The following is a 13,542-nucleotide window of genomic DNA, read 5'->3' as shown; positions in this document are numbered from 1 at the left end:
GTCGGCGGCCGCCGCGCGTCACAGTCAGCGGCCGACCCTCAACCGCGCTACCCTGAAAGCATCTCCACTCACAGGAGATCTTCAGAAAGGGCTTCGCCATGACTGCTGAACCTACTCTCGAGAAGACGGCGACCAACGGCATCCGGACCGCTCTCGGTCTGGGTGGCGCGCTGTCCGTCATCCTCGGCATCGTCATTCTCATCTGGCCCGGAAAGACGGCGATGGTCGTGACCGCGATCATCGCGATCTACGCCATCGTCGCCGGTCTCGTGTACGCGGGAATGGGCATCTTCGCAACCGGAAAGGGCGGATGGTCGCGCGTCGGTCACGTGCTGCTCGGCGTGCTCTACGTCGTCGCCGGCATCGTCGCGTTCTCCAACCTGGGCCTGGCCGCACTCTCGCTGGCCGTCTTCCTCGGCATCCTCGTCGGCATCATGTGGGTCATCGAGGGCGTCGTCGCGCTGTCGACGCTCGATCTGGCGCCTTCGCGCGGGTGGACGATCTTCTACGCCGTCGTCTCGATCATCGCCGGTGTCACCCTGCTGTTCTCGCCCCTGTGGGGCGCGGTCGTGCTCTGGTGGCTCCTCGGGATCTCGGCCATCGTCATGGGTGTCGTCCAGATCGGACGCGCGTTCTCGTTCGGCAAGTGACTCACCACGAAGCGCCCCGCTCGCCGAGAGGCAGCGGGGCGCTTCGTCGTTTCGGACTTCGCGCGGCTCAGCGAGCCGGCAGGTGACGCGACCACCATTCGAGGACCGCGTCGAATCTCTCCACGCGGTGACGCGGCCGGCCCGAGCGCGTCAGTTCGTGGTTCTCCCCCGGGAAGATGAGCATCTCGGCATCCGCCCCCTGCCGCTTCAGCGCCGCGTAGTAGCGGGTCGCCTGTTCGAGGGGGCACCGGAAGTCCAGCTCTGAGTGCATGACGAGGGTCGGCGTCCGCACGGACGCGACGACGGCCATCGGGCTCTGGCGCGCCATGTCGTCGGGCTCCGTGCCGACGTACTCGTCGCCGAAGAACGAGCCGATGTCGCTGGTGCCCTGGAAACTCACCGGGTCGAGGAAGCCGCGCTCGACGATGGCGCCGGCGAACCGGTGGTCGTGCGCGATGATCCACGCGGTGAGATACCCGCCGTAAGAACCGCCCTGGATGCCGACGCGTGCGCCGTCCAGACGAGCATCGTCCTCCACGACGCCGTCGAGGAAATCGAGGACGTCGGCCATGTCGACGGTGCCCATGGCGCCACGGATGCTCCGCCCGTGCGCCCGACCATATCCGGCGCTCCCCCGCGGGTTGCAGTAGACGACGGCGTATCCGGCATCGACGAGGACCTGCGTCTCATCGAACAGATGTATACCGTACGACGCATACGGGCCGCCGTGGATCTGCAAGATCACCGGGAAGGGGCCCTCGCCCGCGGGAACGACCACCCAGCCGTGCACGGGGTAGCCGTCACGGGCGACGATCTCACGCTCCTCCGGCCGCGCGAGGACATGCGCGGCGGCGGCCTCCCCGAACGTCGTGAGCGGCCCGGCGCCGAGCAGCGACAGCTCGCCGAGGCTGCGACGCGTCGCGTGCGAGAACACCACGCGCTCCCCCGCCGCGGCGTGTCCGCCCACCTCGATGTCGCCGTCGACGAGCGCGTGGACGCTCCCGTCGCGCGTGACCCGCAGCAGTTCCACCCGTCCGCGGGTGCGGTTCTGGACGAGGAAGTCATCTCCGAGCGGTGTGATGTGGGAGCCCACTTCGCCGAGGTCGACGGTGTCGGGGTCGGTGAGCGCGCGCGGCGCGGGCGCAGACAGCGGCCCCTCGAGGACGTACAGCGCGACGTCCGGAGCGATGAAATCGATGCCGGACTCCCCCGGTCGGGAGGCCAGGATGGCGATCGTCGCGTCGGGAGCGACGCTCACGTCATCGATCGAGAAGCCCGCGGCACGAGAGAGCACCTCGATCGTGGCCGAGCCGTCGACGGCGACGGCGACGAGCGGCGTCCGCAGATCGCGGCGATCGTCTTCGATCTCGTCGAGGACTGTCAGCACGTGAGTACCGTCGGCTGTGAACACGACGCCGTGGTGCGAAGCGGCGCCGGCGGTGAGCGCCATCGCCTCCGCAGCGACGCGCGGTGCCTTGCCTGCCTCGTCCGTCGCCGTCGGTGCCGGCGCATAGAACGGCTCCGCACCGGTGTCGGGCACGTCGATGATGAACAGATGCGACGGCCGGTCGGCGACGTAGCCGAGCCCGTTGGCGTGCCAGCGGATCCCGGTGATGCGTCGCGGCGACTCCGCCTCGGCCGCGCGGCCCTCGACGGTGCCGTAGCGCCCCTGCTCGGGGACCCGTGCCGTGAACGCGATACGTCCCCCGTCGGGCGACCACGCGAAGGAGCCCACGCCGCCGCGCGCCTCGGTCGCCTGCACCGGCTCGCCACCGGATGCCGGGATCACGAAGATCTGCGAGGCGCCGTCGGCGTCGGCGCGCACGAAAGCGACGCGTTCACCGTCGGGCGACACCTGCGGCGACGAGTCCGACACCCCGCGCGTCAGACGCCGGGGCGCGCCGTCCGGCAGATCGATCCGCCAGATCTGACCGACGTTGCGGTCGGCGTCGAGGTCGGGACGCGACGTCGCGAAGACCGCGAAGGCGCCGTCCGGCGCGATGCTCGGGCGACCGACAGTGACGAGGGCGGAGATGTCGACGGCGCGCATGCTCACTCTCCGCCGAACGAGCTCACATCGCCGACGAGCCGTGTGTTGTCGGCGGGCACCGGCTCTACGGCGGCGAGGGCGACCTCGGCCGCGAACTCCGACACGTTGTAGAGCTTGCCGGCCGACTCCCGGCGATCGGCGATCGCGCCGGGGTTCGCGCGCTCGAGCAGCGTCGCCGTGATCGTGCCCTCGATCATGTCGCCGGAAACGACCACGAAGTCGATGCCCTGCGCCGCCAGGGCGGGGATCCGCTCGCGCAGCGCGTCCTCACCGGCGCGCTTGGACAACGCGACCGGCTCGTACTCGGGCATCGTGGGCGTCGTGCGGATGAAGTGGGCCTGGTGGCTCGTGACGAAGACCACCCGAGAGCCGTCGTGCAGCAGGGGCAGCGCCGCGTCGAGGACCCCCAGCTGGGCGTCGCGGTTGAGGACGAGCGCATAGTCGGCACCCATCCCGCTCTCCATGCCGCCGGACGCGTTGAGGACGAGCAGATCGAGAGTCCCGAACGTCTCCATGACGGCTTCCATCATCGCCGCGACCGAACCGGCATCGGTCAGATCGGCGCCGACGACCAGCACCTCGACGCCGAGTTCCCGCAGCTCGGCAGCGAGCTTCTCGGCCCGCGGCGCCTTGTTGCGGAAGTTGATGACGACGTTCGCGCCACCCTCGGCGAGGTAGCGAGCCGTGTCGGCACCGATGCCGCGCGAAGATCCGGTGACGAGGGCCGTCCGTCCGGCGAGCGAGCCGGCGGGGATGGGCTGGGACATGATTGCTCCTGCAAGAAGACGGATGCCGGGCGGGTGTCGCCGCAGCCTTCTCGACACTATCAACCGGTGCCCGACGAACACCCGGCGGCTGGCCACCGCATCGCGACGGCCGGGTGTTAGGGTTCGAACAAGACCCACGAAGGGAGCGCGCATGCTGCCCGATCTCACGCAATATCTCTGGATCGCCTGGATCGTGCTCGCCGTGGTCTTCGTGATCATCGAACTGCTGACCCTCGAGTTCACCTTCCTCATGCTCGCCGCCGGCGCGGTCATCGGCGGCCTCGGCGTGAACCTGCTCGGCGGCCCCTGGTGGCTTCAGGTACTCATCGCCGCTGCCGTGTCGGCACTGCTGCTGTTCACGATCCGCCCGCTCCTGCTCACCGCGCTGCGCCGATCGAGCCAGCCGCACCCGACGAACGTCGACGCGCTCTACGGCATGGCCGCACGCGTGACGGCGCCGTTCGTCGATGGTCGCGGCTTCGTCCGTCTCGACAACGGCGAGCAGTGGACGGCAGAGCTCGCCCCGGCGGCCACCGCACTGTCTCCCGGCGACCGGGCGGTGGTCACTGCGGTGCGCGGTGCCACGGTCGAAGTGGCGCCTGTCCCCTCCTCCCCCGCCACCGGCTCCCCGGCGGCATCCGACTCTCCCGAAAGGAGCACCGACTGATGGTCGACGTCGGAGCGTTCGTGGGTCAGATCTTCGTGATCGTCCTGCTCGTCGTGGTCGCGATCTTCGTGATCGTGGTCCTCTTCCGATCCATTCGGATCATCCCGCAGGCCTACACCGGAGTCGTCGAGCGGCTGGGCCGCTATCAGCGCACCCTCTCCCCCGGGCTCAACATCCTGGTGCCGTTCATCGACCGCCTGCGTCCCCTGGTCGACATGCGCGAGCAGGTGGTCTCCTTCCCGCCGCAGCCCGTCATCACCGAGGACAACCTCGTCGTCTCGATCGACACGGTCGTCTACTTCCAGGTGACCGACGCGCGCGCCGCGACGTATGAGATCGCCAACTACCTGTCGGCCGTCGAACAGCTCACGACGACCACACTCCGCAACGTCGTCGGCGGTCTCAACCTGGAAGAGGCGCTGACGAGTCGGGACAACATCAACGGGCAGCTGCGCGTCGTCCTCGATGAGGCAACCGGCAAGTGGGGCCTGCGGGTGTCGCGCGTCGAGCTGAAGGCCATCGACCCGCCCCACTCCATCCAGGACTCGATGGAGAAGCAGATGAGGGCCGAGCGCGAGCGTCGCGCGACCATCCTCACCGCCGAGGGATCGAAGCAGTCGCAGATCCTCGAGGCGGAGGGACGCCGTCAGGCGGCGATCCTGGGCGCAGAGGGTGACAAGCAGGCCGCGATCCTCCGTGCCGAGGGCGAGGCCGCCGCGATCCAGAACGTCTTCTCCGCGATCCACGCGGGCCGCCCCGACGACAAGCTCCTCGCGTACCAGTACCTGCAAACCCTGCCGAAGATCAGCGACAGCGCGTCGAGCAAGCTGTGGATCATCCCCAGTGAGTTCACGGAGGCGATGAAAGGTCTCGGAAGCGCGTTCGCCGCGCGCGCGGATGCCGGCGACGCACCGAGGCCGCCCGCGACGCCGGCCACGCCTCCCACCGATCTCTCGTGAGCCACCCGTGGTTCGCCGCCACCGCGGCTCCGCGTGTGCTGGCTCATCGAGGTTTCGTTCCGAGAGACGCCGAGGGCATCGTGGAGAACACGGTCGCCACTTTCGCCGCCGCGCATGCGATCGGCGCGAGGTATGTGGAATCGGACTGCCATCTGACCGCCGACGGCGTCGTGGTCTTCTTCCACGATGAGGATCTGCTGCGGGTGACCGGCGATCCTCGCAAGATCGCCGCCGTGCGTCATGACGAGCTCGCGGAGATCATGGCCGACCGCGGCGGTCTCGCCACCGCCGCCGACACGATCGAGGCGTTTCCGACGCTGCGCTTCAACATCGACGTCAAGTCGCCCGATGCTGCCAGCCCCCTGGGCCGCGTGGTCGCCGGGCACGCGGATCGCGTGCTGGTCACGAGCTTCTCGGACGCGCGCCGCAGGCGAGCGCTCGATGCGGCACGTCGTCTCGGCGGCGAACCGGCGACCTCGGCCGGCCGCGAGACCATCGCGAGACTGCTGGCTGCCGTCTCGACGGGATCGAGCGCCCTGGTCAGACGGGTGCTCCGCGGCGTGGATGCCGTGCAGATCCCCGAGCGCCAGGGACCGATCCGCATCGTCACGCCGCGCCTGCTGCATCTCGTGCACGACGCCGGCGTCGAGGTGCACGTGTGGACCGTGAACGACCGCGACGACATGGATCGCCTTCTGGCGCTGGGCGTCGACGGTCTCGTCACCGATCGTGCCGACCTCGCGCTGACCGCCACCGCGTCGCGCCCCTGATCAGGGCTGGGGATCCCCTGTGAAAGGGGGATATTGCACGGCCGTTCGGATGAGGCACACAGGTGCGCACGTTATACCTGACACGACGAGAGGACCACACAATGGCAGATCGCAGCCTGCGCGGCATCCGACTCGGCGCCTCGAGCCTACAGAGCGAAGAAGGCGTCGTGTTCCATGAGCGCGCCAACCACACCTATGTCTGCACGCAGTGCGGACGCGAGACCGTGATGACCTTTGCGGCCGATGCCGAGCTTCCCGACGCCTGGGAGTGCCGCACGTGCGGCGCCGAGGCCGTGCTCCGCGTGGGCGATTCGGTTGTCGAGGTCGACCACTCCGGGGACAAGGCTCCCCGCACCCACTGGGACATGCTGCTGGAGCGTCGTACCGTTCCCGAGCTGGAGGAGCTGCTCGAAGAGCGCCTCTCCCTGCTGCGCGCCCGTCGCGGCGCTGCGGACGACTCCCGCCTGAGCGCCTGACGCTCACTCCCCCGCTTCGACGCCGGCCCCTTCGGGGGTCGGCGTCTTCGGCGTGCGCGCGCGACGGCGGACGATGAGGCCGACCAGGGCCAGCGCCACCACACTGCCCCACCCGAGCAGGGTCTGGATGGCATCGCCCAGAAGGATGCCGGGGGTCAGACCGGTACGCAGTGGCACGTCGGTGACCATCGCACTCGGCTCGTCGGCGGGCAGCGCGTCGATCGTGCGGCCGTCGGGTCCGATGACCTGACTGGTGCCGACGGTCGACAGGTTGACGACGGCGCGGCCGCTCTCGACGGCTCGAATGCGGGCGAACGCGAGTTGCTGCAGGTTCTCGTCGGTTCCGCGGAAGTCGGCGTTGTTCGTCTGGAACATGTAGACCTGGGCCCCGGACACGGCGCCCTCGCGGATGACATCGTCGTAGATCACGTCGAAGCAGATGGCGAGCCCGACTCCCACTCCGTTCACGTCGAACATGGGCGTCGTCGTCCCCGGCGTGTACTCGCGCTGGATGAGGCCGATGAGATCCGGGGCGAGCATGTTGTAGAACCAACGGTCCGGCACGTACTCGCCGAACGGAACCGGGTGGCGCTTGTCATACAGCGCCGTCGGGTTCTGGGCCCCGGCCTTCCACAGCAGCGAGGAGTTGAAGTACTGATCGCCGCGTTGGGTGACGCCGCTGACCAGCAGCGGTGCGCCGACACGGTCTGCCAGGCCGTCCAGAGCTGTGCGCACCGACGTGTTCGACAGCGGGTCGGCATCGATCCCACCCTCCGGCCAGAGCAGCAGATCGATGTCGCGGTCTTCGATGGGTCGCGTCGCCGCAAGCTGCGCGCGGAACACGTCGTAGGCGGCACGCTGATCGAAGTAGCCGGCCGGCCCGTTGCCCTGCACGGCCCCCACGCGGATGCTGCCGGCATCCGTCGTGGGAAAGGCGGGAAGAAGAAAGAGCACCAGGACGGTGATCCCAGCCGGCAGGATCCGCAGCGCCGCGGCGGGCACACCGCGGGCTCGTCCGAGCCGCGCCGCCTCGATCGCCGCGGCGCAGGCGAACACGATCAGGAACGACAGACCGCTCATCCCCGTCCACGACGTGACGTGCACGAGCGGCGAGTCCGCCTGCGTCACGGCGATGCGGGTCCAGGGAAAGCCTCCGTAGGGGAACGTGCCCTGCAGTTCCTCCCGCGACACCCACAACCCCGCCACGAGAGCCGGCAGCGCGAGGAGGCGTCCCGCGGTGCCGGGTGCCCAGCGGGGTAGCCACCGATAGGCCCAGGCGATGGGAATGGCCATGACCGCCGTCAGCACCGACTCCAGCGTCGACAGCGCGATCCACGGCACCGGCCCGAGATAGCGGGCTGTGAAGGAGAAGTTCACGAAGAACAGGCCCACGCCGAAGAGGAGTCCGACCGTGAACGCGCCGCCGGTGCGCCGTCCGATGAGCGTCAGCAGCCCCAACGGCACGGCGACGAAGACCGCGGGCCACCACGACAGCGCGGGGAACGCGAGCGTGAGCACCAGGCCCGCGGCCGTGGCGACGACAGCTGCCGCCCACAGCGGAAGAAGCGGTCGCACCGGCGGGGCGGCAGGACGAAGTCGTTCGGGCACGGATCGAGCCTAGGCGAGCGGATTCAGGAGGAGCCGTACGCGACGATCCCGCGTCGGACGGCATCGAGGGCGGCGCGCGCCGTCGTGGCGAGCGGAGCGTCGGCGACCATCGACAGCTGATCGAGCAGATCGATGGTCTGCTTCGTCCAGCGGACGAAGTCGCCCGCGGCGAGATCCGCCCCGTGCAGCACACGGTCCAGCGAGGCCCCGCGCGCCCAGGAGTGCATGGCCTGAGCAAGCCCCGTGGCCACCGGGGACGACCCCGGCAGGCGATGGTCCTGCTCCAGATCGTCGAGGCGCGCCCACAGCTCCTGGGTCGCCGTCAAGGCCCCGCGGAACGTGCCGCGCGGAAGTCCGTGCTCGCCCGGGCCGCTCTCGTCGCGACGCGGCTCATACACGAGACAGCAGGCCAGGGCGGCCAGGCCGGATGGATCGAGGTCTTTCCAGATACCGGTGCGCAGAGACTCCGCCACAAGGAGATCCCGTTCCCCGTAGATCCGCTTCATCGTCGCACCGGCCGCCGTCAGCACGGTGGCTCCGTCGGCATCGACGTGCACATAGTCCAGCGCGGTGAGCACGTCGACGACCCGGTCGAAGATGCGGGCGACGGTTCCGGTGCGCATGTCGATCTGCTGACGCAGCTTGTCGCTGTGGCGCCGGAGCTTCCCGTACCGTTCGGCCCATCGGGCGTGCTTCTCGCGGTCGGGGCAGCTCTGGCACGGATGCCGCTTGAGGCTGCGCCGCAGCGACTCGATCTGCTCCTGACGCTGCTGGCGCACCTTCGAAGGGCCGGAGCGGTCGCCCTTGCGTTCGAGGTCGCCGAGCTCGCGTCTCATCCGGGCGAACTCGGCGAAGTCGCCCCGCTCGCACGCCATCGACGCCGCGTAGCCGGCCAGGGAGACCTCGGCATCCTTGACCTCGCGCGCGAGCCCGACAACGGCGCGGTCGGCCTGGAACTGAGCGAACGACGACTCGAGGATCTCGCGCGCTCGGGAACGACCGAACTGGTCGATGAGGTTGACCGCCATGTTGTACGTCGGGCGGAAGCTCGAGTTGAGCGGGTAGGTGCGCCGCGAGGCCAGGGCGGCCACGGCCTGGGGATCGAGATTCTCACTCCACTGGATGACCGCGTGGCCTTCGACATCGATGCCGCGCCGTCCCGCGCGTCCCGTCAGCTGCGTGTACTCGCCGGAAGTGATGGCGACCCGCGCCTCACCGTTGAACTTCTCGAGCTTTTCGAGGACGACGGTGCGCGCCGGCATGTTGATGCCGAGCGCGAGTGTCTCCGTCGCGAAGACGACCTTGACGAGCTTGCGCTGGAAGAGCTCCTCGACGATCTCCTTGAACGCGGGGAGCAGGCCCGCGTGGTGAGCTGCGACACCGCGTTCGAGGTTCTCCCGCCACTCCCAGAAGCCGAGCACGGCGAGATCCTCGTCGGGAAGCGTCAGCGTACGCTCGTCGACGATCCGGCGGATCTCATCGCGCTCGTCGCGGTCGGTCAGACGCACCCCGGAGCGTCGAACCTGCTGCACCGCGCCCTCGCAGCCCGCACGGCTGAAGATGAAGAAGATCGCCGGCAGGAGGTTCGCCCGCGCCAGCAGCTCCACCACCTGTGGCCGGTCGATGCGCTCGATGCGCTGCATGTTGGCAGAGCGCAGCGGCCGCGTTGCGCCCTTCGGGGGCCGCGGGCCGCCGGATCGATCGCCCTGCGACCGGTGACGCTGTGAGCGGTAATCCTGAGCCCGGCGATTGCTCTCGAACGTGGAGCCGCGCACCGATCGCAGGCGCATGAGCTCCTGATTGACCTGCGCGGTCGCGATGCCGGCCCGGTCGTCGAACAACGGCAGTAGATCGCCACGGACCAGCACATGCTGTTCGAGCGGAACGGGTCGGGTCTCGGAGACGATGACCGCGGTGTCACCACGCACGGTGTCGAGCCAGTCGCCGAACTCCTCGGCATTGGACACGGTGGCCGACAGCGACACCAGCTTCACGCGCGACGGCAGATGGATGATGACCTCCTCCCACACCGCGCCGCGGAACCGATCGGCGAGGTAGTGGACTTCGTCCATCACCACGTAGCGCAGACCGCGCAGCGCCGGGGAGTCGGCGTAGAGCATGTTGCGCAGCACCTCGGTGGTCATCACGACGACGCGGGCGTTGCCGTTGATGTTCGTGTCGCCCGTGAGCAGGCCCACCTCGTCCTCGCCGTACACCTGCTGCAGCTCGCGGAACTTCTGGTTCGACAGCGCCTTCATCGGCGTCGTGTAGAAGGCCTTCTCTCCGGGCTCGCGCATGGCCAGATGCACGGCGAACTCGCCGACGATGGTCTTTCCCGCGCCGGTGGGCGCAGCCACCAGCACGCTTCGACCGTCTTCGAGGGCGTGGCATCCCGCGATCTGGAAGGGATCGAGGTCGAAGCGCTGGCCGTCGGCGAAGGAGGCCGTGATCGGATGCGCCTGGCGGGCCTGGGCCTGCGCGTAGCGGCTGGCGGGATCCGTCACAGGTCGAGCCCGAGCGCCTTCTCGCGCTTGGCGCGTCGGCGATCGAAGAGCACCGACAGCCCAGCCGCGGCGAAGTAGAGCACGGTGAGGATGCCGGCCAGCAGCAGCATGCTGACGATGTCGGCGGCGGGCGTGGCGAGCGCCGCGAACAGTGACGCAACGAGAACGGCCACCCGCCAGCCCCTCAGGATCGCCATACCGCTCATCACACCGGCGAGGTTCAACGCGACCAGGAAGACGGGAAGCACGAAGGAGACGCCGACGACGAGCAGCAGCTTGAAGACGAAATCGTAGTAGTACTTCGAGTCGTAGATGTTCGACGCGCCCTGCGGAGTGAAGGAGGCCATGAGCTCCACGATGTGGGGCATGATCAGCCACCCGACGAACACGCCGGCGGCGAAAAGGGGCACGGCGGCGCTCACGAACCCGATGGTGTAGCGGACCTCCTTGCGGGTGAGGCCCGGAACGAGGAAAGCCCAGATCTGCCAGACCCACACCGGTGCGGAGAAGATGACACCGACGGCCAGTGCGATGCGCAGCCGCATATCGAACGGGCCCGTGATGCTCTGGTACATCAGAGTGACGACGTCGCCGTCGCCGCGTTGCGCGGCGACGACCCGGATCGGCTCGGTCATCGCCCAGATGATGGCATCAGTGAAGATCCACGCGATGATCATGCCGACGACGAGCGCGATGATGCCGATGATGAAGCGTCGGCGCAGCTCCGTGAGGTGCTCCGCCAGCGACATCCGGCGATCGCGACGGGGCGCGTCGTCCTCGCCGAGACGAGCGGACTCGACCGTGGCCACCGACGTCAGGGCTTGGCGTCGGGTCCGGGCTCGGCGCTCGAGGCGGCCGTCCCGGCTGCGCTTCCGGTCACCGGCGGTGCGGGCGGCGCCGCGGCGGCGTCGTCTTCCTTCATCGCCTTCATCTCGCCCTTGAAGACGCGTGCGGACTGACCGACGCTCTTGGCCAGCGCAGGGAGCTTCGCCGCTCCGAACAGGAGCAGGATGATGACGACAAGGGCCAGCAGGTGCCAGCCGGTCAAGCCTCCGAGCATGAGGGTCTCCTCGGGTCTGGGGATATCGCCCAGTCTACCTGTCGGTCCCGCCGCCGGGCTCAGGCGTACTGGGCGAGCCCCGCCTCGGCCCACGCCGCGGCGGCGTGACGCGCGGCATCCGGTCCGACGATCTCCAGATCTCCGCCGAGCTTCGCCGCGACACGCTTCAGGCTGCGCGCATCCCCCACGCGCACCCGTGCCGAGCGCACCGCGGCGCCGGCATCGGCCGGGTCGTCGATCACGACGTAGTCGGCCAGCAGGGGCGCAGCCGATGCCCGATAACGGACGACGACTTCGACGTCGCGGGAGGCACCCTCGAACAACGCGGGAACGCTGTCGTCGCCGTGGGTGCTCACGATGTCGGTGAGATGCACGTCGGAGACGCGATCGAGATGGAAGGTGCGCATCGCCTGACGCAGGTGACACCACCCCTGCAGGTACCACTGACCACCGGCGAGGTGGACCTTGACCGGGTCGACCGTGCGGGTGGTGGGCGCGGCATCCGGAGCTTGGTAGGTGAAGGCCACGGCGACGCCGTCGCGCAGCGCACGATCGACCGTCAGACGGACGTCGTCGACCTCGCCGGAGGCGACGATGACATCGGCCGGCACGCCCGAAGCGCCACGCGCGAGCTTGGCGAGCAGCCCCTGGATCACGCCGCTGTCGCCGACGCCGGGCAGCGAGGCCGCGACGCGGAGTCCGGCGAGCAGGGCCGCCGCCTCCGGTGCCGTCAGACGCGGGGTGCGCTCGAGCCCGACGGTGTTGGTGATGACGATGAGATCCTGCTGATCGAGAAGATCCCAATCGATGTCGAACAGGTCGTTCGCCATCTGCCAGAAGCCGCCGTCGCCGGGTAGCCCGATGACGGTCAGCTTCTCCACCATGGTCCGCATCTGCTCGAGCGTGACGTCGAACTCCTCTGCCGCCTCGGTGAGCGAAACCTCGCCCTTCCCGATCAGGTAGGGCACCAGCTGGAGGATCAGGGCGGCGCGATCGGTGGCGAGAAGAGGCTTACGCCGCGCGCTCATGATCGCTCCCCCGCGCCGGTGCCGTGCACACGCAGCGTGCGCTCCAACCGCGCGATCACCTGGTCGCGCAGTTCGCCCGGTTCGACCACGCGCACCTCCGGGCCGTACGAGGCCAGCTCGTCGGCGAAGATGTGGACGTCGACGTAGGGCACGCGGATTCCCTGGTCGGCGGGCGTCGCCCGGCGCGTGAGTCGCAGAGCGGCCTCGGTGCCCGGGGCGATCTCCAGCAGCGCCTGCTGACGGGCGGCGAGCTCCGCCAGTCCGGTCAGCGCCCGCTCGCCGGCGCCCTCGCGCAGGGCGAGATCGAACGTCGTCCGCGTGATCGCGACATCCGACACGATCCGCGACAGCAGGAACGTGCGCACGTCACCCTGAATCAGATCGAACCCGTAGACGTGCCACCGCGCCTCGTACTCGATCAACGCGTAGGGCTGCACGCGACGCACGCGCGCGCTCTCCTCTCCCGCCTTCAGATAGGAGAACTCGACGACGCGCCCCTGTTCGATCGCGCGCTGCATCGGCGCGAAGGCGGGCTCGCGCAGATTCACGCGCGGCGAGTAGCCGATGATCGGCGCGTCGACGTCGATGCCCAACGCCCGGATCTTGCGCAGGCCGCTGCGCGCATCGGCCGACATCGAGCTCTCGCTCCACACGCCGCCGGCGAGGTTCAGCACGGCCAGCTCCGCCGGCGTGAACTCGATGTCGGCGGGAAGCTCGTATTCTGCGGTGGGAATGCGGTACCGCGCCTCACGGAGATCGTCGGGGTCGGCGTAGTCGCCGATGGTCTCCACAGGGATGCCGAGCGAGCGGAGGTTCTCCTTGTCGCGCTCGAACATCTTCTCCAGCGCGTCCTTCGAAGCGCCCGCAGAGCCCTGCTCGCGGTAGCCGGCGACCGACGACAGAATCGTGTCCTTCGTCAGCCCCTGCTCCGTCGCCATGAGTGCGACCACGAGGTTGACGAGGCGCTCCTCGGGCGCGCTGCGGCTGGTCTCGGTGGGCACGC

General features: G+C 69.1%; 13 protein-coding genes. 5 read left to right on the top strand and 8 right to left on the bottom strand.

Annotated elements, in window-relative coordinates:
* Window positions 1–98 precede the first annotated feature (98 nt).
* Window positions 99–650: an HdeD family acid-resistance protein gene (locus DEU37_RS08855; RefSeq protein ID WP_121190321.1), complete on the top strand. Its 552-nt coding sequence runs from the start codon at window positions 99–101 to the stop codon at window positions 648–650.
* 67 nt (window positions 651–717) lie between these two features.
* On the opposite strand, the gene DEU37_RS08850 is transcribed toward DEU37_RS08855, so the two are convergent.
* Window positions 718–2,700: a S9 family peptidase gene (locus tag DEU37_RS08850; protein WP_121190319.1), complete on the bottom strand. Its 1,983-nt coding sequence runs from the start codon at window positions 2,698–2,700 to the stop codon at window positions 718–720.
* 2 nt (window positions 2,701–2,702) lie between these two features.
* Window positions 2,703–3,467 carry an SDR family oxidoreductase gene (locus DEU37_RS08845; RefSeq protein ID WP_121190317.1) on the bottom strand — a complete coding sequence of 255 codons (765 nt, stop codon included), beginning with the start codon at window positions 3,465–3,467 and terminating at the stop codon, window positions 2,703–2,705.
* 151 nt (window positions 3,468–3,618) lie between these two features.
* On the opposite strand from DEU37_RS08845, the gene DEU37_RS08840 reads away from it, so the two are divergent.
* The 4 genes from DEU37_RS08840 (at window position 3,619) to DEU37_RS08825 (ending at window position 6,339) form a co-directional block, all read left to right on the top strand.
* Window positions 3,619–4,134 (top strand): NfeD family protein, encoded by a 516-nt coding sequence (locus tag DEU37_RS08840; protein WP_036287740.1) that lies wholly within the window; start codon window positions 3,619–3,621, stop codon window positions 4,132–4,134.
* Complete coding sequence (locus tag DEU37_RS08835) at window positions 4,134–5,093, top strand: SPFH domain-containing protein (RefSeq protein WP_121190315.1); 960 nt, start codon at window positions 4,134–4,136, stop codon at window positions 5,091–5,093. The genes DEU37_RS08840 and DEU37_RS08835 overlap by 1 nt, the downstream gene beginning before the upstream one ends.
* On the top strand, window positions 5,090–5,863 hold the full coding sequence (locus DEU37_RS08830; protein ID WP_121190313.1) for a glycerophosphodiester phosphodiesterase family protein: 774 nt from the start codon (window positions 5,090–5,092) through the stop codon (window positions 5,861–5,863). The genes DEU37_RS08835 and DEU37_RS08830 overlap by 4 nt, the downstream gene beginning before the upstream one ends.
* A gap of 101 nt (window positions 5,864–5,964) precedes the next feature.
* Entirely contained in the window at window positions 5,965–6,339 is a 375-nt protein-coding gene (locus tag DEU37_RS08825; protein ID WP_005049356.1) for an RNA polymerase-binding protein RbpA, read from the top strand.
* Between the two features lie 3 nt (window positions 6,340–6,342).
* Here the strand turns inward: DEU37_RS08825 and lnt are convergent, their stop codons facing one another.
* From lnt to DEU37_RS08795, 6 genes are all read right to left on the bottom strand, one after another.
* The gene (lnt, locus tag DEU37_RS08820) at window positions 6,343–7,947 is read right to left on the bottom strand and encodes an apolipoprotein N-acyltransferase (RefSeq protein WP_121190312.1); all 1,605 of its coding nucleotides are present in this window, start codon (window positions 7,945–7,947) and stop codon (window positions 6,343–6,345) included.
* Between the two features lie 23 nt (window positions 7,948–7,970).
* On the bottom strand, window positions 7,971–10,451 hold the full coding sequence (locus tag DEU37_RS08815) for an RNA helicase (protein WP_121190310.1): 2,481 nt from the start codon (window positions 10,449–10,451) through the stop codon (window positions 7,971–7,973).
* Window positions 10,448–11,200: a twin-arginine translocase subunit TatC gene (gene tatC, locus DEU37_RS08810; protein ID WP_121190489.1), complete on the bottom strand. Its 753-nt coding sequence runs from the start codon at window positions 11,198–11,200 to the stop codon at window positions 10,448–10,450. Before tatC ends, DEU37_RS08815 begins: the two co-directional genes overlap by 4 nt.
* A gap of 65 nt (window positions 11,201–11,265) precedes the next feature.
* A complete protein-coding gene (locus DEU37_RS08805; RefSeq protein WP_036287757.1) occupies window positions 11,266–11,511 on the bottom strand; it encodes a twin-arginine translocase TatA/TatE family subunit in 246 nt (81 codons plus the stop codon).
* 59 nt (window positions 11,512–11,570) lie between these two features.
* A complete protein-coding gene (locus tag DEU37_RS08800; RefSeq protein ID WP_121190308.1) occupies window positions 11,571–12,539 on the bottom strand; it encodes a YafY family protein in 969 nt (322 codons plus the stop codon).
* Window positions 12,536–13,540, bottom strand: coding sequence for a YafY family protein (locus DEU37_RS08795; protein WP_036287763.1), 1,005 nt, complete (start codon window positions 13,538–13,540; stop codon window positions 12,536–12,538). Before DEU37_RS08795 ends, DEU37_RS08800 begins: the two co-directional genes overlap by 4 nt.
* Window positions 13,541–13,542: the final 2 nt, after the last annotated feature.

Source organism: Microbacterium sp. AG790 (assembly GCF_003634765.1).
Taxonomy (GTDB): domain Bacteria; phylum Actinomycetota; class Actinomycetes; order Actinomycetales; family Microbacteriaceae; genus Microbacterium.
Note: the sequence above shows the minus strand (reverse complement) of the source record. Positions and strands in the feature narration are given on the sequence as shown.